The sequence below is a fragment of the Mycobacterium sp. P7213 genome, from assembly GCF_900604305.1.
In the GTDB taxonomy this organism is placed as follows: domain Bacteria; phylum Actinomycetota; class Actinomycetes; order Mycobacteriales; family Mycobacteriaceae; genus Mycobacterium.
Genome location: NZ_UWOA01000011.1, coordinates 1 through 22,753, shown reverse-complemented (window position 1 = coordinate 22,753; position 22,753 = coordinate 1). Strand labels below are relative to the sequence as shown.

General features: G+C 66.2%; 22 protein-coding genes and 2 pseudogenes. 9 read left to right on the top strand and 15 right to left on the bottom strand.

What is annotated here, in order from left to right; genetic code table 11:
* The first annotated feature begins 76 nt into the window (after positions 1–76).
* Positions 77–721, top strand: a complete 645-nt coding sequence (locus EJK91_RS05770; RefSeq protein WP_125078465.1) for a hypothetical protein — start codon at positions 77–79, stop codon at positions 719–721.
* Between the two features lie 114 nt (positions 722–835).
* On the opposite strand, the gene ilvC is transcribed toward EJK91_RS05770, so the two are convergent.
* From ilvC to EJK91_RS05745, 5 genes and pseudogenes are all read right to left on the bottom strand, one after another.
* Positions 836–1,837 (bottom strand): ketol-acid reductoisomerase, encoded by a 1,002-nt coding sequence (gene ilvC / locus EJK91_RS05765; protein WP_192830591.1) that lies wholly within the window; start codon positions 1,835–1,837, stop codon positions 836–838.
* 45 nt (positions 1,838–1,882) lie between these two features.
* On the bottom strand, positions 1,883–2,395 hold the full coding sequence (gene ilvN, locus EJK91_RS05760; protein WP_024443377.1) for an acetolactate synthase small subunit: 513 nt from the start codon (positions 2,393–2,395) through the stop codon (positions 1,883–1,885).
* Positions 2,395–4,263, bottom strand: coding sequence for an acetolactate synthase large subunit (locus EJK91_RS05755; protein WP_024443378.1), 1,869 nt, complete (start codon positions 4,261–4,263; stop codon positions 2,395–2,397). The genes ilvN and EJK91_RS05755 overlap by 1 nt, the downstream gene beginning before the upstream one ends.
* Positions 4,264–4,464: 201 nt before the next feature.
* Positions 4,465–5,318: pseudogene (locus EJK91_RS05750) on the bottom strand (metal-dependent hydrolase).
* A complete protein-coding gene (locus tag EJK91_RS05745) occupies positions 5,315–6,097 on the bottom strand; it encodes a TetR/AcrR family transcriptional regulator (RefSeq protein ID WP_241178632.1) in 783 nt (260 codons plus the stop codon). Before EJK91_RS05745 ends, EJK91_RS05750 begins: the two are co-directional and overlap by 4 nt.
* A 23-nt stretch (positions 6,098–6,120) precedes the next feature.
* Between EJK91_RS05745 and EJK91_RS05740 the strand changes: the two genes are divergently transcribed.
* Positions 6,121–6,459, top strand: coding sequence for a PH domain-containing protein (locus tag EJK91_RS05740; RefSeq protein ID WP_125078490.1), 339 nt, complete (start codon positions 6,121–6,123; stop codon positions 6,457–6,459).
* A 36-nt stretch (positions 6,460–6,495) separates the two neighbouring features.
* On the opposite strand, the gene EJK91_RS05735 is transcribed toward EJK91_RS05740, so the two are convergent.
* Positions 6,496–7,311, bottom strand: coding sequence for a DoxX family membrane protein (locus EJK91_RS05735; RefSeq protein WP_125078464.1), 816 nt, complete (start codon positions 7,309–7,311; stop codon positions 6,496–6,498).
* A gap of 133 nt (positions 7,312–7,444) precedes the next feature.
* On the opposite strand from EJK91_RS05735, the gene EJK91_RS05730 reads away from it, so the two are divergent.
* A complete protein-coding gene (locus tag EJK91_RS05730; protein ID WP_125078463.1) occupies positions 7,445–8,566 on the top strand; it encodes a PQQ-dependent sugar dehydrogenase in 1,122 nt (373 codons plus the stop codon).
* 367 nt (positions 8,567–8,933) lie between these two features.
* Positions 8,934–9,968 (top strand): outer membrane porin GjpA, encoded by a 1,035-nt coding sequence (gene gjpA / locus EJK91_RS05725; protein ID WP_125078462.1) that lies wholly within the window; start codon positions 8,934–8,936, stop codon positions 9,966–9,968.
* A gap of 61 nt (positions 9,969–10,029) precedes the next feature.
* On the opposite strand, the gene EJK91_RS05720 is transcribed toward gjpA, so the two are convergent.
* Positions 10,030–11,688: a TIGR03767 family metallophosphoesterase gene (locus EJK91_RS05720; RefSeq protein ID WP_444850799.1), complete on the bottom strand. Its 1,659-nt coding sequence runs from the start codon at positions 11,686–11,688 to the stop codon at positions 10,030–10,032.
* A gap of 166 nt (positions 11,689–11,854) precedes the next feature.
* On the opposite strand from EJK91_RS05720, the gene EJK91_RS05715 reads away from it, so the two are divergent.
* Complete coding sequence (locus tag EJK91_RS05715; RefSeq protein ID WP_125078461.1) at positions 11,855–12,502, top strand: hypothetical protein; 648 nt, start codon at positions 11,855–11,857, stop codon at positions 12,500–12,502.
* Positions 12,503–12,865: 363 nt separating this feature from the next.
* On the opposite strand, the gene gatB is transcribed toward EJK91_RS05715, so the two are convergent.
* Both gatB and tenA read right to left on the bottom strand, forming a co-directional pair.
* Entirely contained in the window at positions 12,866–14,371 is a 1,506-nt protein-coding gene (gatB, locus tag EJK91_RS05710) for an Asp-tRNA(Asn)/Glu-tRNA(Gln) amidotransferase subunit GatB (RefSeq protein WP_125078460.1), read from the bottom strand.
* Between the two features lie 38 nt (positions 14,372–14,409).
* Complete coding sequence (gene tenA / locus EJK91_RS05705) at positions 14,410–15,078, bottom strand: thiaminase II (protein WP_024440176.1); 669 nt, start codon at positions 15,076–15,078, stop codon at positions 14,410–14,412.
* A gap of 37 nt (positions 15,079–15,115) precedes the next feature.
* Here tenA and EJK91_RS05700 point away from each other — a divergent pair, with 37 nt between their 5' ends.
* Positions 15,116–15,502, top strand: a complete 387-nt coding sequence (locus tag EJK91_RS05700; protein ID WP_024440177.1) for a DUF2237 family protein — start codon at positions 15,116–15,118, stop codon at positions 15,500–15,502.
* Positions 15,503–15,532: 30 nt separating this feature from the next.
* On the opposite strand, the gene EJK91_RS05695 is transcribed toward EJK91_RS05700, so the two are convergent.
* Positions 15,533–15,880: a hypothetical protein gene (locus tag EJK91_RS05695; RefSeq protein WP_024440178.1), complete on the bottom strand. Its 348-nt coding sequence runs from the start codon at positions 15,878–15,880 to the stop codon at positions 15,533–15,535.
* A 91-nt stretch (positions 15,881–15,971) separates the two neighbouring features.
* Positions 15,972–17,003 carry an ATP-dependent 6-phosphofructokinase gene (locus tag EJK91_RS05690; protein WP_024440179.1) on the bottom strand — a complete coding sequence of 344 codons (1,032 nt, stop codon included), beginning with the start codon at positions 17,001–17,003 and terminating at the stop codon, positions 15,972–15,974.
* A 59-nt stretch (positions 17,004–17,062) separates the two neighbouring features.
* On the opposite strand from EJK91_RS05690, the gene EJK91_RS21685 reads away from it, so the two are divergent.
* Entirely contained in the window at positions 17,063–17,227 is a 165-nt protein-coding gene (locus EJK91_RS21685; protein WP_164517891.1) for a hypothetical protein, read from the top strand.
* A gap of 14 nt (positions 17,228–17,241) precedes the next feature.
* Here the strand turns inward: EJK91_RS21685 and gatA are convergent, their stop codons facing one another.
* Both gatA and gatC read right to left on the bottom strand, forming a co-directional pair.
* Positions 17,242–18,723 (bottom strand): Asp-tRNA(Asn)/Glu-tRNA(Gln) amidotransferase subunit GatA, encoded by a 1,482-nt coding sequence (gene gatA / locus EJK91_RS05685; protein WP_125078459.1) that lies wholly within the window; start codon positions 18,721–18,723, stop codon positions 17,242–17,244.
* A complete protein-coding gene (gene gatC, locus EJK91_RS05680) occupies positions 18,720–19,019 on the bottom strand; it encodes an Asp-tRNA(Asn)/Glu-tRNA(Gln) amidotransferase subunit GatC (protein ID WP_024440182.1) in 300 nt (99 codons plus the stop codon). The genes gatA and gatC overlap by 4 nt, the downstream gene beginning before the upstream one ends.
* 169 nt (positions 19,020–19,188) lie before the next feature.
* On the opposite strand from gatC, the gene EJK91_RS05675 reads away from it, so the two are divergent.
* Positions 19,189–19,854, top strand: coding sequence for an amino acid-binding protein (locus tag EJK91_RS05675; protein WP_036456886.1), 666 nt, complete (start codon positions 19,189–19,191; stop codon positions 19,852–19,854).
* 31 nt (positions 19,855–19,885) lie between these two features.
* Here EJK91_RS05675 and EJK91_RS05670 read toward each other — a convergent pair whose 3' ends face one another.
* Positions 19,886–20,482 (bottom strand): TetR/AcrR family transcriptional regulator, encoded by a 597-nt coding sequence (locus tag EJK91_RS05670; protein ID WP_024440184.1) that lies wholly within the window; start codon positions 20,480–20,482, stop codon positions 19,886–19,888.
* Between the two features lie 105 nt (positions 20,483–20,587).
* On the opposite strand from EJK91_RS05670, the gene EJK91_RS05665 reads away from it, so the two are divergent.
* Positions 20,588–21,733 carry a zinc-binding dehydrogenase gene (locus EJK91_RS05665; protein ID WP_125078458.1) on the top strand — a complete coding sequence of 382 codons (1,146 nt, stop codon included), beginning with the start codon at positions 20,588–20,590 and terminating at the stop codon, positions 21,731–21,733.
* Positions 21,734–21,769: 36 nt separating this feature from the next.
* Here EJK91_RS05665 and EJK91_RS22915 read toward each other — a convergent pair.
* Positions 21,770–22,753, bottom strand: a pseudogene (locus tag EJK91_RS22915) (hypothetical protein); the annotation flags it as partial.

The window sequence follows — 22,753 nt, the reverse complement described above, 5'->3', positions numbered from 1 at the left end:
CCTCAGCTAACGTGTGTTGGGCGTTACACAAACCCCTAATCGTGACACAGGCCACAATCTAGTTTAAGGAGAAACCGTGCCCACCATCCTTCGTCCGTTAGCCATGGCGGGCGCCGCGCTCATCGGCGCCAGCGCCATCGCCGCCACTCCCGTCATCGTCGCCCCGACGGACGTGCACATGCCAGCCATCGAACTCACCGCTGATGGCAGCGGTGTGTTCGGCGATGGTCTCGGCAGCATCGACTTCGCCGGCATCTTTGCCGGACTCGGCGACTGGCTGAACAGCATCGACTTTTCCGCGATCTTCAGCGACCTGTTCGCCAACCTCGACCTGTCCGGCATCTTCAACGATCTGTTCGCCAATATCGACCTGTCGGGGATCTTCAGCGGACTCACCGACTTCCTGGCTAACTTCGACCTCTCCGGCACCCTCAGCAGTTTCTTTGACAACTTCGACTTGTCAGCCATCTTCGGCGGCCTCGGCGACATCTTCGCCAACTTCGACCTCTCGGGGATCTTCAGCGGCCTGACCGACCTGCTGACCAACTTCGACCTGTCGGGGATCTTCAGCGACCTAACCGACCTGCTGACCAACTTCGACCTGTCGAACCTGTTCGACAGTTTCGACCTGTCGGCGCTGTTCGACAGCTTCGACCTGTCGGCCATCTTCGACGGCTTGGACCTGTCCGGCTGGCTCGACGGCTTGCTCGGCAGTCTGTAACTACCGCAAACGGCGAGTGGCCCCTTCCAGGGAAGGGGCCACTCGTCGTGGTAGGTCTTCTTCGCGATAACCGTTGCGGCCAACGGCTACCGCGCCGAAATCAGCGGCGACGGCTCAGGCGGTCTCGGTGATGGGCCGGTCCACCCAGCTCATCAGGTCGCGCAGCTTCTTGCCGGTGACCTCGATGGGATGCTCGGCGTTCTCCTTGCGCAGACCCTCAAGTTCCTTGTTGCCGCCTTCGACGTTGGCCACCAGGCGCTTCACGAAGGTGCCGTCCTGGATGTCGGAGAGGATGTCACGCATCCGCTGCTTGGTGTCGGCGTCGATCACCCGCGGACCGGACAGGTAGCCGCCGAACTCCGCGGTGTCGCTCACCGAGTAGTTCATCCGGGCGATGCCGCCCTCATACATCAGGTCGACGATCAACTTGAGCTCGTGCAGCACCTCGAAGTACGCCATCTCCGGGGCGTAACCCGCCTCGACCATCACCTCGAAGCCGGCCTTGACCAGTTCTTCGGTGCCACCGCACAACACGGCCTGCTCACCGAACAGGTCGGTCTCAGTCTCCTCTTTGAAGGTGGTCTTGATGACGCCGGCCCGGGTGCCGCCGATGCCCTTGGCATACGACAAGGCCAGCGCCTCACCCTCGCCATTGGGGTCCTGCGCGATGGCGATCAGCGAGGGCACGCCCTTGCCATCGACGAACTGCCGGCGCACCAGGTGACCCGGGCCCTTGGGCGCGACCATCCCGACGGTGATGTCGGCGGCCGGCTTGATCAGGCCGAAGTGGATGTTGAGGCCGTGACCGAAGAACAGCGCGTTACCTGCCACAAGGTTCGGCTCGATGTCGTTCGTGAAGATCTCGGCCTGGGCGGTGTCGGGCGCCAGCACCATGATCACGTCGGCCCACTTGGCGACCTCGGCGGGGGTGTCGACCTCGAGGCCCTGCTCGGCGACCTTGGCCCGTGACTTCGACCCTTCCTTGAGGCCCACCTTTACCTGCACTCCAGAGTCGCGCAGGCTCAGCGAATGCGCGTGCCCCTGGCTGCCGTAACCGATCACGCCGACCTTGCGGCCCTGGATGATCGACAGGTCAGCGTCGTCGTCGTAGAACATCTCAACTGCCACTTTGTGTCACTTCTTTCTATCTCTTCTAGGGGACTATTTGGTCGTGCCGATGCCGCGCGGACCGCGAGACAACGATACGAGACCCGATTGCACGATTTCGCGGATGCCATAGGGCTCCAGCACCCGCAGTAGCGCATCGAACTTGGCCGGGGTTCCGGTGGCCTCGATGATCAGCGACTCCGGAGAAACGTCGATCACCCGGGCGCGGAACAGGTTCACCGCCTCCACGATCTGTCCACGCGTGCCGGCGTCAGCACGGACTTTGATCAGTGCGATCTCGCGGGAGACGGAGTTGTCCTCCTCCTGCTCGACGATCTTGATGACGTTGATCAGCTTGTTGAGCTGCTTGGTGATCTGCTCCAGCGGGGTGTCCTCCACCGAAACCACGATCGTCATGCGCGACATGTTCTTGGTCTCGGTGGCGCCGACGGCCAGTGACTCGATGTTGAAGCCGCGCCGGGAGAACAGCGCCGCCACGCGCGCCAGCACACCGGGCTTGTCTTCGACCAGCACCGAGAGCGTGTGGGTCTTCCAACCTGTCGCCATCACGCGTGCCCCTCGTTGTTCTCGTCGTCGAACAGCGGCCGGATGCCACGTGCCGCCTGGATCTCGTCGTTGCTGGTGCCGGCGGCCACCATCGGCCACACCTGCGCGTCTGCGCCGACGATGAAGTCGATCACCACCGGCCGGTCGGTGACCGCCCGGGCCGCGTTGATCACCTCTTCGACGTCTTCTTCACGCTCGCAACGTAATCCGACACAGCCCAGGGCCTCGGCCAGCATCACGAAGTCGGGGATGCGGCGCGAGTGGGTGGCCAGGTCGGTCTGGCTGTAGCGCTCTCCGTAGAACAGCGTCTGCCATTGCCGCACCATGCCCAAGTTGCCGTTGTTGATCAACGCCACTTTGATCGGGATGCCCTCGATCGCGCAGGTGGCCAACTCCTGGTTGGTCATCTGGAAGCAGCCGTCGCCGTCGATCGCCCACACCTCGGCGTCCGGGCGGCCCATCTTGGCGCCCATGGCCGCCGGGATCGCAAAGCCCATGGTGCCCAATCCCCCGGAGTTCAGCCAGGTGCGCGGCTTCTCGTACTTCACGAACTGCGCGGCCCACATCTGGTGCTGGCCGACGCCGGCAACGTAGAGCGCGTCGGGCCCGGCGATGCGGCCCAGCGTCTCGATCACCAGCTCCGGCGACAGGCTGCCGTCGCTTTGCGGCCCATAGCTCAGCGGGTAGGTGGAACGCACCCCGTCGAGGTAGGTCCACCAGTCGGTCAGATCCAACGACAGCTTCTCGTGTCGAAGCGCCTCGAGCAGCTCGGTGATGACGGCCTTGACGTCACCGACGATCGGGACGTCGACGTGCCGGTTCTTGCCGATCTCGGCGGGATCGATGTCGGCGTGAATCACCTTGGCGTCCGGGGCGAACGAGTCCAGTTGGCCGGTGACCCGGTCGTCGAATCGGGCACCCAGGGTGATCAGCAGATCCGAGCGCTGCAGCCCGGCCACCGCCGCCACCGTGCCGTGCATGCCGGGCATGCCCAGGTGCTGACGGTGACTGTCCGGGAACGCACCGCGGGCCATCAAGGTGGTGACCACCGGGATGCCGGTGAGCTCGGCCAGCTCGGCCAGTTCCCCGCAGGCCTCCCCACGGATCACGCCGCCACCGACATAGAGCACCGGCCGGCTGGCGGCCGCGATCAGTTTGGCGGCTTCGCGGACCTGCCGGTTGTGCGGCTTGGTGGTGGGCTTGTAGCCGGGCAGGTCCAACCGAGGCGGCCAGGCGAAGGTGCACTGGCCCTGCAGCACGTCCTTGGGGATATCAACGAGAACTGCGCCAGGTCGTCCGCTTGCCGCGATGTGGAAGGCCTCGGCCAACGCGCGCGGGATGTCGTCACCGTTGCGCACCAGGAAGTTGTGCTTGGTGATCGGCATGGTGATGCCGGAGATATCGGCCTCCTGGAAGGCGTCGGTGCCGATCAGTTGGCGGCCGACCTGGCCGGTGATCGCGACCACCGGGATGGAGTCCATCTGCGCGTCGGCCAGCGGAGTCACCAGGTTGGTGGCGCCGGGACCGGAGGTGGCCATGCAGACCCCGACCCGTCCGGTGGCGTGCGCGTAGCCGCTGGCCGCGTGCCCGGCGCCCTGCTCGTGGCGGACCAGCACGTGGCGCAGCTTCTTCGAGTCGAACAGCGGGTCGTAGACCGGCAGAACCGCGCCGCCGGGGATGCCGAAGATCACGTCAACGTCGAGTTCTTCCAGTGACCGGATCACCGATTGGGCACCGGTCATCTGCTCCGGCGGGACCCGCTTGGCGGGTGGTTTGGCCTTGTCTGAAGCTGCGTCCGAGGCCGAAGCCCCGTTGGCGGCTTGAGACGGTGCCGACCGCTCCGGCGGTCGCGTGGTGGGTGCGCTCACGGTTTCCTCTTCAATTCCTCTGGTGCTATAGAACTGGTGGCAACAAAAAACCCCCGCCAGCTCAGCTGCTGCACGAGGGTTGCGCGTCGGTGTTGGAAGTTCAGGCAACAACCAACGCGCAGTGGGCTACTACGAGCATGCCGTTGTCCATAGCAGACGACGGTAGCCGCTGGACCGAGCGTGCGTCAAATGAGCGAGCGCTCAGTTCAGGTGGTCGACCAGGGAACCCTGCTCGCCGAACAGCTCGGCCTCCCAGTGCTGCAGCAGCGCTGTGTTGTCTTGGTCGTCGGGATGGAATCCCGGGCGCATGTACTCGGCCAGCCGGCTGAAGACGGCGCGGGTCAAAAACGGCGATCGCCGCAGGGCCGCAAAGCTGCGGACGGTTCGCACCGGGTTGTAGGCAGCCCGGTCTGCGAAGAGCGAGATGATGGTGTTCGCCACGACGGCAAGGGAAAGGTGAACCGGATCACCTTCATCACCTTGATCCGGCGGGCCTCATCGCCTCCGACCGACCGATAGACATCGAACGCCACCGAGCGGTGCTCGGATTCCTCGATGGCATGCCACAACAGCATGGACCGTACTTCGGTCGTGCCGAGCAGGGCCTGGGCCCGCTCGTCCGAGAGCAGGGTCTCAGCGAAGACAGCGGTGAAATGCTCGAGCGCGGCGGTGATCGCCAGGCAGGTCAGCGGGGAGAACCGTGCTTCGATGGCCTTCTGGCGGCGGTTCACCAGCCGGTCGATCCTGCGGGTCGGGTAACCCATCTCGTGCAGGCGCTCATTGAGCGCACGGTGCTCACGCCCGTGGGTGACCTCCTGGCCAATGAATCCCTTGACCTGGTCTTTGAGTTCGGGGTCGGTGATCTGGTCGGCGTAGCGACGCACCGAACGGATGAAGAAGTCCTCGCCCTCCGGGAACACCGCCGACAGGTGCGCGATCAAGTGGCTCATCACCAGGTCGCCCTGAACGAAGTGGCGGTCCAGGGCCGCCACCGGGTAGTTGAACCGGATGCGACGCGGCTGTACCGCCGGTTGGCGGTTCTCGTTGGCGGTCATGACTCTCTCTCGGGTTGTGGGTCTGCAATGCCGGTCGCCAGCGGCCGAACCAGCATTTTGAAAGTGTCGAGAATGTCGTTGGTGGCCACCGGTTCGTGACCGTCTATCGACCGCGACATCGCCAGGCCGTTCATCAGCACGAAAGCCATTTGCAGGCCGATGCGCGACCGTGGAGCGGCGACAGCGGCCGGGTCGGCCGGGCCGAGCAGTTGGTCGTAAACCCGCTCGCAGGCTTCCGCGAACTGCCGATCGGTTTCGATGACCGCCGGCGCCAGCTCCCGGTCGGTGCGCGCCGCCACCCACAGTTCGTGCGTTGCGGTGAAGGTCGGACCGGAATACATCGACCACAGCAGGTCGAAAGCCTCATCGAGCTTGTCGGCGGACGGATCAAGCCCGGCCATCAACACCTCGAACTCTTCGATGCGGCGATTCAGGGAGAACTCGATGGCGGCGGTCAGCAGCCCGACCTTCGTCGGGAAATGTCCCTGCAGCGCCCCGACCGAGACGCCGGCGCGGCGGGCGACCTCGGTGGTGGTGGTTCCCTTGAAACCGACTTCCACCAGCGCGTCGAGCGTCGCGTTGAGCAGCGCATGCCGGGTTTCGGCAGTGCGCTCCGCCTGGGTCCGGCGGGGCTTTGTCGGCGACACGCGACAATCATGCAATACATAAAATAAGTAGTCAATATTTATTTTTACCGGGCGCTGCGTACCACCGACCGGTCCGCCGACGCCGGCGGTGACATCATGCGGGGGTGGCATCTCCCTCCCCCGATCCCGCACCTCTGGTGATCCGCATCTCGCCGATGGCCCACTTCGCGGTCGGCTTCCTGGCTCTCGGCCTGCTGATTCCCGTGTCGACGTGGGCATTCACCGCGCCCCTGCTGGCGCTGCCGATCCTGCTCTCGGTACTGATCGCTCGATGGCGAACTGTGGCCGACGCTCAGCAGATCACCGTGCGAACCCTGGTCGGCAGCCGTTCGATGGGTTGGGACGACATCGACGGTCTGGGATTCACCCGCGGATCATGGGCACGGGCCCACCTGCGCGACGGTGAGGTGGTGCGGCTGCCCGCGGTGAGTTTTGCCACCCTGCCGCTACTGACCGAGGCCAGCGGTGGGCGCGTGCCCAACCCGTATCGCTGAATCGGTTGTAAACGGCGACGGCGACGCGCCTCCGGGCTAACCCAGCGGGTTGGCCCCGTTGAGGAACACCCACATCGCGATGCCGCCGGCGATTCCGAGCACCAGCGCCGCGATGGATCCGATAAAAGGCCGCCGAGCCCAGCCGCGGTCGCCGTCGAGGCCGTACCGCCCGGGTCCGACCAGCACGATCGCCACCGCCACCACGATCAGAATGACGTCGTATTCGTGCCCGTCGGGCAGGAACAGGTCGAATCGGCCCTGGCTGTGCGATGCGACACCGGCGAGTACGCCGTTGATGAAGTACGCCAGCGCGCCGGCCGCGGCCAGCGGGGTGAACAGTCCGAGCACCAGCAGCAGGCCGGCGGCGATCTGCCCGCCGCCCGCTGCGTAGGTCAGGATGTCGGCGTGTTGGTAGCCGGCCGCGGCGATGGAACCCTTGAAGTCGGTCAGCCCCTGACCACCCCACCACCCGAACAGTTGACGCAGCCCGTGGGCCACCAACAGCACACCGAGTCCCAGCCGCAGAACCAGCAGGCCGAGATCTTGGGTGCCGCGCCGGTCCAGCGCCCGGAACGGCTCGTCAGCGTCGGCGTCGCCGCCGATGGCAACTCCGACGCGACCGGGGCCGGGCTGCGGCTCGGCGTAGGGCAGCGGGTGGTAGCCGGTGCCTACCGGCCGAACACCGGTGGGGTCGTAAGCCGGAATGGCCGCGGTCTCGAAATCGCCGGTATAAGTCGGTGACGGCATGTCGTCCTCCGGATCTACCAGACGTGCCGACTTGGGACGTCCTTTTCCTGCGTCGGCAGTCTCACCCGGCCGACGCCAGTGTGAGCCCTCACCATGACTGGTCACCCTGCCAGAGTAAGGGCAACCCCGGCGGGATTGGGGATTTGAACGGCTTCGTTAGCGAATCGAATCCGGCCCGGTGCAGCACTGCGGTGGGCGTCGTGGCGAAACCCGACCCGGTGTCCGTAACCTGACGGGCATGCGGATGCGCGGCGTGGTTCACCGGGTGCCTGTCGTACTGTGCGCGGCACTCCTGGTTCTGACGGGCTGCGCACACTTCGATGACGCTCAGTCTCAACCATTCACCACCGTGCCGCGGCGCGGAATGGCGCCGCCCACGACTCCGCCACCGCCGCCACCGCTGCCCGCCAACCCGTTCCCGAAACAGTGCCCGGCACCCGGGGTGATGCAGGGCTGCCTCGAGAGCACCAGCGGCCTGATCATGCACGGCGACAGCAAATCGGCTTTGGTCGCCGAACGGACGACCGGTGCGGTCAAGGAAGTTTCACTGTCCGCCGAACCCAAGGTGAAGACCCTCATCGGCGTCGACCCGTCCGGGGACGGCGGCCTGATGGACATCGTGCTGTCACCCACCTATACGCAGGACCGGTTGATGTACGCCTACATCAGCACACCCTCCGACAACCGGGTGATCCGGATCGCCGACGGTGACGTCCCCAAGGACATCCTTACCGGCATCCCTAAGGGCGCGAGCGGCAACACCGGCGCGCTGATCTTCACCAGCCCGACCACCCTGGTGGTGCTGACCGGCGATGCGGGCAATCCCGCCGCGGCCGCCGATCCCGGTTCGACGGCCGGCAAAGTGCTGCGCATCGAGCAACCCACCACCATCGGCCAAGCCGCGCCCACCACCGCACTGAGCGGGATGGGCGCCGGCGGCGGGTTGTGCATCGACCACGTCGACGGCTCGCTCTACGTCACCGACCGAACGCCGAGCGGCGACCGGTTGCAACGCATCACCAAGGATTCCCGGGTGTCGACCGTGTGGACGTGGCCGGATAAGCCCGGCGTCGCCGGTTGCGCCGCGATGGACGGCATCGTGCTGGTCAACCTGGTCAACACCAAGCAGACGGTGGCCGTGCGACTGGCCGCGGGCACCGGATCGGTCACCAGCGAACCCGAGGTCATGCGCCAGGACACCCACGGCCACGTCTGGGCGGTCAAGATGTCGCCCGACGGCAACGTCTGGGGCGCGACGGTGAATAAGACCGCCGGGGATGCCGAGAAGCTCGATGACGTGGTCTTCCCGCTGTTCCCGTCTGGCGGCGGGTTCCCGCGCGCCAACGACGACAAAGACTGACCGGCCTCCCGCGTGAGTGGGCGCCGGTTTCGGCGCACATCCGTGGTGTTTTCGACGGCTCAACATTGTAATTAACTGTGCGCCCCTCAGCCTCACTCGAGGCGGTCGCGGTCGCCCCCGCGGCCCGACGGCTCCTAGACGTCACTTTGGTTCACTCCAGCCCGCCACTCTTCCGCTCCAGGCCAACTACGTTTCTGTGAATTCCCTACCAATTCGCCGCCAGGCCTCCGCATAATGCCAGCTCATATCAGCAGAATATGGCCTGAGCTTGGACTTTGTTAGCTGAGATTCTTGTTTACACCTAACCTACTTTCAAGTAGCTTTGCGACGCCGTGGCACCCGTCACGCATACGCAATTAGGAGACCAATGCAACACTTCGCCCCCGCTCCCTGGGTCGCAGCAGGCGTCGCTCTCATCGGCGCCGGCGCCATCGCCGCCACCCCGGTCGCAGTATCGCTGCCCGCGCCGACCGGCACGCGCGCTGCCGCTGTGGCGCTGACCGCCGGCGTCGACCCGTTCACCGCGTGGCAGGACGTGTTCACCACCGCCAAGGACAACGCCAGCACGCTATGGGACCACATGTCCGCGGTGCCGGGCGTGGCCGCCCAGCAGCTGATCGCCGACTTCATGAATGGCACGTCGATCGACCCGCAGGCGGTCTTGGAGGCGATCGTGCAGCCCAACATGGCGACCGACCTGCCGATGTCACCGCTGCTGCTGAGCAACGACGCGCTGCAGGCATTGATCACGCTGGTGATGCCTCAGTTCATGCCCGACGACTTCCCCCTCACCACCGACGAGCTCACGCCGATTCTGTCCGTCCTGGCCTCACCGCTCAGCGGGGTACTGATCGGTGCCCTCGCCCCGTCCATCAGCCCGCTGGTGGCGCTGGGCAACAGCATCAGCGAGATCAGCGCCGCGCTGACCGGCGACAACCCGGACTGGACCGCGGCACTGCAGGAAGCGGCCAACATCCCGGCCAACATGGTCGGTGGGCTCCTCAACGGGGCCACCCTCAATCTGGACGCGTTGCTGCCGACCCTGACCGAGGCCGGTCTGCTGCCGGCAGACCTGGACGTCACCGCGCTCAGCTACACCTTCGGCGGACTGCTGTCGCCCGGCGTCACCGGCACCGACGTCGAGGGCTTCGTCAAGGAGATCTCCGACGGCAGCTCCCCCGGCATCGGAGGCTCGATCATCAACGGCCTGGGACTCACCACCGGCCTCATGGGTTTCCCGCTGGTGGTCGAGGGCCAAGGTGTCGGGCTGCTGGGCGCGTGGCAGAGCCTGCAGGAGATCATCGCCATGGCGCTGGGTTGGGACGGCGTGGGCAGTCCGTTGAGCGACGGCGCCGACACGATGGCCTCGCTGGCGACCGACATCTTCGCCATGTCCGGGTAGAACCCTGCAATGCAGAAGTGGCCCCCTTCACCGCGAAGGGGGCCACTTCGACATTTCCGCGTCAGTGCAGTGGATGGGCGAGCAATAACTCGCAGTTGCGATCCGCCACGGCACCCAGGCGGGCATCTTTGCGATGCAGATCGTTGTAGGACAGCTCGCGATACAGGCTCGCCAGACCGGTGGGAGTGAGGTCGCTCGGATCTGCGGTGAACGGTGCCTGGGCCTCGACCAGCGGGGTGAACAGGCTCAGCGTGCCGTCGCGATTGTCGGTGACTTCGATGATCCTGGCCAGCTGCGGGTAGTCGATATGGCTGGCCGTGTTGATCTCCCAAAAGCTCTGCTTCGGGGTGGCCCCCTTGTGGGGAATCATCTCGTTGGTGTGAGTGTGCCCGTTGACCCACGCGATCACATTCGGCCGCTCCAACAGCGCCGCAACGAGCGCCGCACCGGTATACACCTTCTCCCCGGGATGATTCGGATCCGGCAGGCCGAAGTTCATCGTCCGCGAGGTGTGGTGGCTGAACAGAATCACCAGTTGGTCCGGATGCGCGTCGATCTCGCCGAGAACGAACATCAGCTGGCTTTCGTTGATCGATCCTGTCGCCAAGCCGAAATCGTTGGTGGTGTTCATCGCAATACCGAGCACACCGGGCGCGACCTGGAAGGTGTACCAGGTGGGCCCGTCCGGATCGGTGAAACCATGCCCGACCGGACCGGGACCGGTGGCGGCGGGCTCGAAGTGCCGACGAACAAACTGGCTCAACGTGAATGGCAACCGCCGCTGGTCCACTGTCGAGGGCAGGAAGGGGCCGCCGGACTTGAGCTGCAGCAGGATCGGGCCGAGCTGCGAGGGATCGGCGCACAGCGCCTTGGCGATGGCGATCGCCGAGGGATCGGTATGTGGCAGGTCGAATTTGATCGGCGAGGTGTACATCCAATCCAGCAGGCCGTTGGGGACGGTGCCGAGCAGCTGCTCGTCGTGGTTACCGACCACCGAGTACCAGGGCATCCGCAGACCCGGGCTGACGTGTGCGGAGATCGCGGCAGACAGAAAGCCGGGAATCTGCTGAAATCCCTTGCCCTTGTAGCTGTCCCAGTAGGGCGACTCGGCCAGCCAGTAATCCGACGAGCCGTGTACCTGGACCCCCTCATAGCGATTCAGGGCACCGGTGTTGGGGATGATCGAGCCCCCAGACATCACGGTCAGAAACCAGTCGAGTTCGATCAGCTCGCGGTTGTCGGTGTTGTCGCCTGTGCAGACCAAGCAATCGAATGGTCGCCCGGTGAACGGCCCGCCGGGAAGCGCGTTAAGTTGCTTCACCAGCGAGACCGCGCCCTGGGTGGTCAATGTCTCATGCGGCCGGTAGGCCGACGAGATGAACGGGTGGACGAACTCGAACCGGGCTGGACTCTGCGCGTCCGTGAGGTGCAGATCGGTGACCTGAACGAACGACGTCAACGCGGTGCGGGCCATCTCTCGCGCGGGGCCCGCGGTGGCCAGCTCCTGGCGGATGTACAACGGCCAACCGCTGCCGGCGACCAGCGGCCGGTATCCACCCGCTTGCGCCATGCCCGGAGTGCTGACCACGTCCAAGGTGGTGCCGGTTGGATTCGACGCCAGCAGCGCCGCCGGCTCGGCATGCGCCCAGCGAGAACCCATACCTGCGACCGCGGTCGCGGCCAGTCCGGCCTGAAGAAAACTACGGCGGGACAGACTCACTAGACGGGCACCGAATTCATCCGCGGTCGCGACACGATTGAGCGCATGACGCGACACGCTATGAAATCACCAAGAAAACAGCCATGGGAGTAATGGATTTGTCTCAGGTTTGAGGCCCGCTCGGCCCCGTCCCGTTTTAATCTGGTGATTAACGACCGTCCAAGAAATGTCGGACAAACTGGCCCGGCAGGCCGTGCTCGCCGGCTTCATGAATCACAGCAGCCTGTTTCAGACGCTGACCGACCCGACCATCCTGCCGGGCATCGCCGAATCCCTCGGTCTGGACGAGAGTGCGGTGCCCCTGTTAGCGGCAGTGCTGAACTTCGCTGGTTCCCCGCTGAGCGGTATCGTCATCGGTCAGGTCGGCACCATGCTCAGCCCGGTGCTGCAGTTCCACGAGGACCTCGCCGACATCTCCACGGCGCTGACCGGTGGTGAACCGGACTGGGATGCGGCGCTGCAGAATGTGGCCGACATACCGGCCAACCTCGTCAATGCCTACCTCAACGGCTACGGCGAGGTCGACCTGATGCCGATCCTGGACCAGCTGGGGACCACCCTGCCGCTGCTCGACCTACCCACATACATCACCGAGCTGAATCTGAACGTGGGCGGGCTGCTCAGCGCGGGTGGCTCGATCTTCGATGCCATCGGCATGGGCACCGGAACCGATGCGCTGGGCGAGCCGATGGATCTTTTCGACCTGCCGGGAATCGCGGTCGGGCCGATCGCCTCCATGGTGGCGTTCTCCCAGTCCATCGCGATGGCCCTCGGCTGGGACGGCGCCAGCGACATCCTGAACGGGCTTCTCTGACATTCGCTCAACCGCACCGTGTGGCTCCGCCGGGGCCGCACGGTGCGGTTTTCTTTTCGCCAGCCGCTGCGGTCAGCGCCGCCGGGTCAGCGCCAGCCAATACCAATCGGTTCTCACAGAAGTATTACTGACTCCGCCCGGACGCCTTAAATATCGGCCTTACCTTGGGTTTCAACGGGTCGAAAGCAGTGACTCACACAGCACGTCACCGCCGCCGAATACTCACCCGACGAGCGAAAGGATGAACACGCAATGTTGATCGACTTTCGGTGGCTGCAGTTCATTTTCGACCACCGCGCCCACCAAGGTTCCCGGCACCTGCCGCAGACTCGCGGCGCCATCGCCGGCTGAGACAGCCGGGAACTATCCGCCGCAGGCGGCCAACACCAGTTCTCGCACCCGGGCGGCATCGGCCTGACCCTTGGTGGCCTTCATGACCGCACCGACGATGGCGCCGGCAGCCTGCACCTTGCCACCCCGAATCTTCTCGGCGACATCAGGATTGGCAGCCAGGGCTTCGTCGATCGCCGCCTGGATCACCGAGTCGTCACGCACCACGACCAGGCCTCGGTCGGCCATCACCTGGGCGGGCTCCCCCTCGCCGGCGAGCACCCCTTCGACCACCTGCCGGGCCAACTTGTTGGACAGCTCGCCGGATTCCACCAGCGCCACCACGGCAGCCACCTGCATGGGCGTGATAGCCAGCGCGTCGAGTTCGACACCGGCCTCGTTGGCCTTCTGCACCAGGAAGTTTCCCCACCAGGCCCGGGCCGCCTCGCTGGATGCTCCGGCCGACACGGTGGCGGCCACCAACTCAACCGCCCCCGCGTTGACCAGGTCGCGCATCACCTCGTCGGAGACGCCCCACTGCTCCTGGATCTTCTTGCGGGCCAGCCACGGCAGTTCCGGGATGGTCTCCCGTAGTTCGGCGACCAGCTCCACCGATGGCGCCACCGGCTCCAGATCGGGTTCAGGAAAGTAGCGGTAATCCTCCGCGGTCTCCTTGGCCCGGCCCGGGCTCGTGTAGCCGGCTTCGTGGAAGTGCCGGGTCTCCTGAACGACCGTGCCCCCTGCGGTCAACACCGCGCCCTGGCGTCGCATCTCGTAGCTCACCGCCACCTCGACACTCTTGAGGGAGTTGACGTTCTTGGTCTCGGTCCGGGTGCCGAATTCAGCTGCGCCGGTGGGCTTCAGCGATACGTTGGCGTCGCAGCGCATCGAACCCTGGTCCATCCGCACGTCAGAAACATCTAAGGCCCGCAGCAGATCCCGCAACGCGGTCACATAAGCCCGAGCGATCTGCGGTGCACGTTCCGCGGCACCGGTGATCGGTTTGGTGACGATCTCGATCAGCGGCACGCCGGCCCGGTTGTAGTCGACCAGAGATTCGCTGGCGCCCTCGATGCGACCGGTATCGCTGCCGACGTGGGTGAGCTTGCCGGTGTCCTCCTCCATGTGGGCGCGCTCGATGTCCACCCGCCACACCGACCCGTCCTCCAGCGGCACATCCAAGTAACCGTTGAATGCGATCGGTTCGTCGTACTGAGAGATCTGGTAGTTCTTCGGCTGGTCGGGATAGAAGTAGTTCTTGCGGGCGAACCGGCACCAGGAGGCGATGTCGCAGTTGAGCGCCAACCCGATCCGGATCGCCGATTCGACCGCGGTGGCATTGAGCACCGGCAGCGAGCCGGGCAGGCCCAGACACACCGGACACACTTGGGTGTTCGGCTCGGCGCCGAACGCCGTCGAGCATCCGCAGAACATCTTGGTGGCCGTGGACAGCTCGACGTGCACTTCCAGGCCCAGGACCGGGTCGTAGCGGGCGACGACGTCGTCGTAATCGAGCAGTTCAGCGACAGCAGCGGTCATGGCGCAAAGTCTAGGTGACCCCGTCAGCCGGTCCTTGATCACACCGGCCAGTCCTCCATCCGGTAGGCGGCGTCGAAGAACATCCATTCGTAGCGCGCGGCGGTGTGGAGATGCCGGCGCATCAGCTCCCACTCCGCAGCCGGCACATGTGCGCCGATCCGATCGGTAACGGCCAGTACGGCCTCGACCACCGCCTGGTACTCCTGGCCCGCGTAGCTGTCGATCCAGCGCTGGAACAGTGGCTCCGGCGAACCGTGGCGCTGCAGGTGCTCCCCCACCCGGGCATAGATCCAATAGCAGGGCAGCACGGCGGCGACGGCCTCGGCGTAGGAGCCTGATGCGGTGATCGCCAGCAGGTAGCTGGTGTAGGCCTGGGTCGTCGGGGCGATCGGCAGTGCCGCGGCAGCATCAACGTCGAGGCCCAGATCGGCCAGCAGCCCGGCATGCAGTTCCGCTTCGGCGGTGATCGCCGCGCCGGCGTGCTCGGCGAACATGGTCAGCTCCGATGCGATCGGCGCCTTGGCCGCACACCTCGCCAACGCCTGGGCGTACCCGCGCAGGTAGTGCCCGTCCTGCACGAGGTAGTAGCGAAACTGGTTGCGCCCCAGGGTCCCCTTGGTCAGCCCGGTGACGAACGGGTGCTCGCAGATCTGCCGGTAGATGCCGTCGATGTGCGCCCACAGCCGCTCACGGTTCCGCTCGGTCATACCTCACGGTAGGTGACACCGCCCTAGACTGAGCCACATGCCCGACCGCAACGTACTGGGCGGCCCGCTGGAGCCGTGCGGCAGCGACCCGATCACCGGCTTCTACCGCGACGGCTGCTGCTCGTCAGGTCCCGAGGACATTGGCCTGCATACGATTTGCGCCGTCGTCACCGGCGAGTTCCTGGAACACCAGCGCGCTATCGGCAACGACCTGTCCACACCGATGCCGGCCTACCGATTCCCGGGGCTGACGCCCGGAGATCGCTGGTGCGTCACCGCGTTGAACTGGCTGCGAGCCCACCGCGACGGCTGCGCCGCACCGGTGGTGCTGGCCGCGACCCACGAACGCACGCTGGACGTGGTCAGCCTCGAGGTACTGGCGGACTACGCCGTCGACGTGCCCGATGACCCCAGCGACCTGTGACCGCTACCGGCCACTTGACCGAGCCGGCGATCAGGGTCCCAGTGTTACGCCGACGCCGGAGTTGCTCTGTTCGCGATGTCTTTCGTACCAGACGAATTCGTCGACCAGCGGGCCATCCTCCGGGCAGTCGGCTATGACTGACCCGGCCAGCAGTCGCCCCGTCTGGTCTGCGGGCATGCCACTGGTCGCCAGAATGTGGCTGACCGCGTGCTTGACGCCCGCCAGATTCGGCTGGTCGTTGATGAAGGCGCACACATCGCCACCGTGATCGGTGATGTAATCGCCGATCAGGTCACCGCTGGCGTGGGCCGGTATCGACGGCACAAGCCCCATCGGCAGACCGCACAACACCGCGGCAGACAACACCATCGTTCTCATATCCCACCCCCAGCCTTGATCCATCAGGCAACACGAAGCACAACCTCACCATTGTGAAGCCCTTTCGCGACGTTGTCACGCCACGCGCGAGTCAGCCGAAGAACGCGGCCGCATCGTCGTAGCGGCTCTGCGGCACCACTTTGAGCTGTCGGACCGCGTCGGCCAACGCCACCCTGCCGATCTCCTGACCACGCAGCGACACCATCATTCCGTATTCGCCGGCGTGGGCGGCGTCAGCGGCGTTGACGCCGAAGCGCGTTGCCAGCACGCGGTCGTAAGCGGTCGGGGTGCCGCCACGCTGCACATGGCCCAGCACCGTAGTGCGGACTTCCTTCTTGACCCGCTTCTCGATTTCGACAGCCAGCTGGGCGGCGACACCGGTGAACCTCTCGTGGCCGAACTCGTCGACGCCGCCGGCCCGCAGCTCCATCGAACCGGCAGCCGGTTTGGCCCCTTCGGCGACAACACAGATGAAGTGCGACGACCCGTGCTGGAAGCGCTGCTTGACCAGCCGACAGACCTCTTCGACATCGAAGGGCTGTTCGGGAATCAATGTCATGTGCGCGCCGGTGGCCAGGCCGGCGTTGAGCGCGATCCAGCCGGCGTGACGGCCCATCACCTCGACCAGCATGACCCGCTGGTGAGATTCGGCGGTGGAGTGCAGCCGGTCGATTGCATCGGAGGCGACCTGCAGAGCGGTGTCGTGGCCGAAAGTGACGTCGGTGCAGTCGATGTCGTTGTCGATGGTCTTAGGCACCCCGACCACCGGGACGTTCTCCTGCGACAGCCAGTGCGCCGCAGTCAAGGTGCCCTCACCGCCAATAGGGATAAGGACATCGATGCCGTTGTCATCCAGGGTCTGCTTCACCTGAGCCAGGCCGGCGCGCAACTTGTCCGGGTTTACCCGGGCGGTCCCGAGCATGGTGCCGCCTTTGGCCAACAGGCGGTCGTTGCGGTCGTCGTTGGCCAACTGGACGCGCCGGTTCTCCAACAGGCCGCGCCAGCCGTCTTGGAACCCGACCACCGTGGAGCCGTAGCGGGAGTCGCAGGTGCGCACCACCGCCCTGATCACCGCGTTCAACCCGGGACAGTCACCGCCGCCGGTGAGTACTCCGATCCGCATGTCCCCATCTTGCCGGGTGCCACGTGCCGCCGGGGAGCGGACGCCGAATCGGACAGAACGTGCACGGCCCGCGCCAGGGGGCATGTTGGGGTCCCGTCGGCGCCGCCACCGGCGGCTACCAGCTCGACCTTGGCCGGCTGCTCAGCCAGGAAGGCTCACCGTTCAACTCGATCGGCTGGGACGACCTCGGTAACCAACTCGCGGATCTGGCCAGTCAGTTCTGACCAGCCCCGGCCGCCTAGATCGCGCTGGCAAGCACCCCGCGGGCGGCCTCGTAGGCCGCGCCCACCCGGTACAGCCGGTCATCGGCCAGCGCCGGCGCCATGATCTGCAGGCCCACCGGCAGCCCGTCGTCGCCGGAAAGCCCGGACGGCACCGACATCCCGCAGTGTCCGGCCAGGTTCAGCGGCAGCGTGCACAAGTCGAAGAGGTACATCGCCAACGGGTCGTCGACCTTCTCCCCAAGCCGGAACGCCGTGGTGGGCGTTGTCGGCGAGACCAGTACGTCCACGCTCTTGTACGCCTCGTCGAGATCGCGGGCGATCAGCGTGCGCACCTTCTGTGCCTGGTTGTAGTAGGCGTCGTAGTAGCCCGCCGACAGCGCATAGGTGCCGAGCATGATGCGGCGCTTGACCTCCGGGCCGAAGCCGGCCGCCCGGGTCAGCGCCATCACCTCCTCGGCGCTGTGCGTGCCGTCGTCGCCGACTCGCAACCCGAACCGCATCGCATCGAAGCGGGCCAGGTTGGATGACACCTCCGAGGGCAGGATCAGGTAGTAGGCGCTCAGCGAGTAGTCGAAGTGGGGGCAGTCCACCTCGGAGATCTGCGCGCCCAGCGCTTTCAACTGTTCGACGGCGGCATTGAACGAGGCCAGCACGCCCGGCTGGTAGCCCTCGCCGCTGTGCAGCTGACGCACCACCCCGATCCGCACGCCCGCCAGATCACCGGTGGCCCCGGCGCGGGCGGCACCCACGACGTCGGGCACCGCTACATCCAGGGAGGTGGAGTCGCGCCGGTCATACCCGGCGATCACCGAGTGCAGCAGCGCGGTGTCGGCCACGGTGCGTGCACACGGTCCACCCTGGTCCAGCGAGGACGCGCACGCCACCAACCCGTAGCGACTCACGGTGCCGTAAGTGGGTTTGACGCCGACCGTCGCGGTCAGCGCGGCCGGCTGGCGGATCGAGCCGCCGGTGTCGGTGCCGATGGCCAATGGCGCCTGGAATGCGGCCAGTGCCGCGGCACTGCCGCCGCCGGAGCCGCCCGGCACCCGCTCGACGTCCCACGGGTTGCGGGTCGGACCGTAGGCGGAGTTCTCCGTCGACGAGCCCATCGCGAACTCGTCCATGTTGGTCTTGCCCAGGATCGGGATTCCCGCTGCGCGCAGTCGCGCGGTGACGGTCGCGTCGTAGGGGGCCCGCCAGCCTTCCAGGATCTTCGATCCGCAGGTGGTGGGCGCGTCGACGGTGGTGAACACGTCTTTGAGTGCCAACGGGACTCCGGCCAGCGCCGACGGCGCCTCGCCGGCGGCGATCGCCTTGTCGGCGGCCTCCGCTGCGGCCAGGGCCTCCTCGGCGCCGACGTGCAGGAAGGCTCCGTACCGATCGTCGGTGGCCGCGATCTGGTCGAGGTGGGCGCGGGTGACCTCGACCGAGGACACCTCGCGGGCGGCGATCTTGGCCGCCAGGGTGGCCGCGTCGGACCGGATCAGCTCACTCACTGGCTCTCCCCCAGGATCTGCGGCACCGCAAAGCGGCCGTCTTCGGCGCGCGGTGCGGCGGCCAGCGCTTGGTCCTGGGTCAGCCCGTCGGCGATCTCGTCGGGCCGGGTGACGTTGACGGCCTTAAGCGGGTTGTCGGTCGCCTCGACGCCGGTGACGTCGACGGCCTGAATCGTGCTGACATGGGTCAGGATCGCATCAAGCTGGCCGGCAAATCCGTCCAACTCGGCGTCGGTCAGCGCCAGCCGGGCCAATCGGGCCAGGTGAGCTACATCGTCACGGGAGATCTGGGACACGGGTGAAAAGCCTAGCGTCGGTCGCAAGCGCGGCGAAGCCGGGCGCAGCGGGCCGGCGCCAACGGGACCTGTCGGCCATGCACGTCGACCGTAACGCCAGCGTGCGGTGGCGAACGTGAAGTCAGACTCACTGTCCGCGGGCCACGGGACGCTGTGGGAAGGTTTGCCCATGCCTTCCTATCTGCTGCGCGTCGAACTCGACGACCGCCCCGGCAGCCTGGGGTCGCTTGCCGTGGGTCTGGGCTCGGTGGGCGCCGACATCTTGTCGCTGGACGTTGTGGAACGCGGCAGCGGTTCGGCCATCGACGACCTGGTGGTCGAACTGCCACAGGGATCGATGCCCGATGTGCTGATCACCGCCGCCGAGCGGTTGCCCGGGGTTCGGGTGCACAGCATTCGTCCGCACACCGGACTGCTGGATGCGCACCGTGAGCTCGAGCTGATCGACCATGTCGCGGCCGCCGGTGACCGCAGCGCCAAACTGGCGAAGCTGGCCAACGAAACGCCCCGTGTGCTGCGGGTCAGCTGGTGTGCGGTGCTGCGCGCCGAGGGCGCCGACGGTGGGTTCCGCCGGCTCGCCGGCAGCCCGGGGACTCCGGAGACCCAGGTTGAGACGGTGCCGTGGTTGCCGCTCGAACGTGCCACCGCCCTGGACAACACCGCCACGTGGGTGCCCGCGATGTGGCGGGACATGGACGTCGCATTGGCCGCCGCACCGCTGGGCAACCCGCGCACCGCGATTGTGCTCGGACGCACCGGCGGACCGGACTTCCTGCCCGCCGAAGTGGTCCGTCTGGGCTATCTCGCCGGGATCGTGGCCACCCTGCTGCGCTGAGCAGTCGGCGCGCTGTCACCCGCGGCCCGGTTCACTCGGTGTCTTGCGTCGGGGCCCGCAACGCCTTATGCAGCAACAGTCGGGTCTGTGCGATCGCGTCGTCAGGCGCGACGCCACCGCGGGCGATCAACGTTGCAGCGCCCAGAATCTGGACGCCGAAGTTGGTGGCCGCGACGATGGGCGAAATCCGCTGGTCGACTTCGCCGGCCAACTGGGCCCGGTGCACGGCGCCAGCGAGTACCTCCACCGACTGCGCCTCGGCCACCAACCGGCTGGGATCGGCGATCGGGGCAAGAATCAAAACCCGGTAACGACTGGCGACTTCGATCGTCGGCCCGACCAACTCAATGAGGCTCGGCAACACCGGGGCAGACTTTGGCAACGAGTCATAGAGCTCGCGCATTTTCGTGACGGCGACTTGGTGAATGGCGACAACGAGTCGCTCACGGCTCGGGAAATGCCGGTAGAGGGTTCCGCGGTTGAGTTCGGCGGCGTCGGCGATCTCCTGCATGGACGCGTTCGGATCTCCCGCGAGCACTTGGGTAGCCGCCTCGAGAATCCGCAACCGATTCTCGACTACGTCCGATCGCAGGCGGGCCGTATCGACCAACGAACCCCCACGCGCCATGTTGACAGCCTAATCGACGCGTGCCACATTGCCAGCACCAAAATGCAACATATTGTTGCATTTTTTCTTGCGGGTTGGGCGCCGGGCAGATAGGCCAGATACAGCGTGAAAGCAGTTGTGTGCCAGAACGGCACCTTGTCGGTTTCCGACCTTCCGACGCCACGTCCAGGTCGCGGCCAGGTCCGGCTTAGGGTGCTGCGCTGCGGCATCTGCGGGTCTGACCTGCACGCACGGCACCACAGCGACGATCTCGCCGACGTCGCCGCCGAGATGGGGTACCTGGAGGCGATGCGCTCGCACGAGCGCACCGTGTTCGGACACGAATTCTGCGGGGAGATCCTCGAATACGGTCCGCGGTGCAAGAAGCGCGCTCCGATCGGCAGCCGCGTCGTCGCGTTTCCGTTGCGGCGCGCGGGTGAGGGCATACACCCGATCGGACTCTCGGCGTCGGCGCCGGGCGGCTACGCCGAAGAACTGCTCATCGAAGAGTCGCTGATGGTGCGCGTCCCCGATGAGCTCAGCACCGACGTCGCCGCGCTGACCGAACCGATGGCGGTGGGACTGCACGCGGTGCGACGGTCCAAGATCCGGCGCGGCCAGATCGCCGTCGTCGTCGGCGCGGGTCCCATCCGGCTGGCGGTCGTGCTCATGCTCAAGGCCAAGGGTGTTCGCACGGTGATCGCCAGCGACTACAGCGCGGCACGACGCGAGTTGGCCAGAAGATGCGGGGCCGACATCGTCGTCGATCCGGCCACCGAATCGCCCATCGACCACGTCCGGCAACGGCCCGGCTACTTCACCAGTTCCGCGGCCGCGATGCGCCTGCTGCTCCGCGCTACCCAAGCGGCGAACACCCTGCCGGTTCCGCTGTGGCAGACCTGGCGGGCGCTCGAGACCATGGGTGTCGGCCCCAAAGCTCCGGTGATCTTCGAATGTGTTGGGGTCCCCGGGATGCTGAATTCGGTGATCACCTCCGCGCCGATCATGTCGCGCATCATCGCGGCCGGGGTCTGCATGGGCGAGGACCGGCTGCGGCCCGCGATGGCGATCAACAAGGAACTCGACATCCGTTTCGTCGTGGGATACACCCCGGTGGAATTCCGCCAGACCGTGAGAATGCTCGCCAAGAAGAAGGTGGACCCCACGCCGCTGATCACCGCGACGGTATCGCTGGCCGAGGTGGATGCGGCGTTCGAGGCACTGGCCTCCCCCGATGACCACGCGAAGATCCTCATCGACCCGACTTCGTGAGTCGTGGCTTCACAGACCTGCGGTCACCGACGGTGATCAACCCGCCGCGGCAGCCGGGGTCACGGTCACGCTGATGTTGGTGGCTCCGGCATCGGAGGCGATGACGAGCACCGGCGCGTTGGGCGCCGACACGACATGGCCGCCGGTGACGCTGACGTCGTAGCCGTCGGGGTAGATGACTTCCGGCACGGAGATGTTGGACTGCGCACCGGCAGCGAAGACGCCCCCGCCGGCCATGTCGGTCGAGTAACTCAGCTGGAACGTGCCGTTGTCGAACGTCCAGGCAGTCGGGATTCCAGCCACCGCCTGCGGGTAGGGCTCGGCCAACACCGCCAGCTTCGCGGCGTCGATGTTGTCGCCGGTCGGCGGCAGGCTGGTGTCATACACGATCGACTCGGCCTCGCGTGATGTGGCGGTGGTGGTGATGTCGTTCTGGCCGGTGTAGACCCAGGTGGCCCAGCCGTATTGATGTCGCTCGGCGGCATCCAGTACCGCGGTGTGCGCCGCGAGGACGTTGCTGGCGCCGAACCCACCGTAGTCGAAGACCCCGGGCTCGGGCTCGACCGCGGCCCAGATCAAGCCCAGCTGAACGTTGTTGAATCCGTTAGCAGCTAGGAAGGCCGCGTCGTCGTCGCCGAATCCGTTGGCCGACAACTCGTATGGCGCAACCTTGTTCACGTGGTCGAAGCCGTGCAGGATCACGACGCGTCCGTCACTGTCGATCAACCAGGATCCCGCTGTCGAGAACCCACCGCTGCCACCGCCGCTCAGCGGCACACCGGTGCCGAATCGACCGACGTCGCCGTGGGCCCCGAGCAGCAGAGGGCTGCCGTTGCCGCCGGTGCCGCCCAGAGCGGGCAACCGAGTGGCCGTCCCGCCCACGCCACTATTACCGGCATCGCCCCCGTCACCGCCACTGCCGAACAGGCCGACGGCATTACCCCCGTCGCCACCGCGTCCCCCGTCACCTCCATCACCACCGGAACCGCCGGCACCACCGATGCCGAACAGCCAGCCACC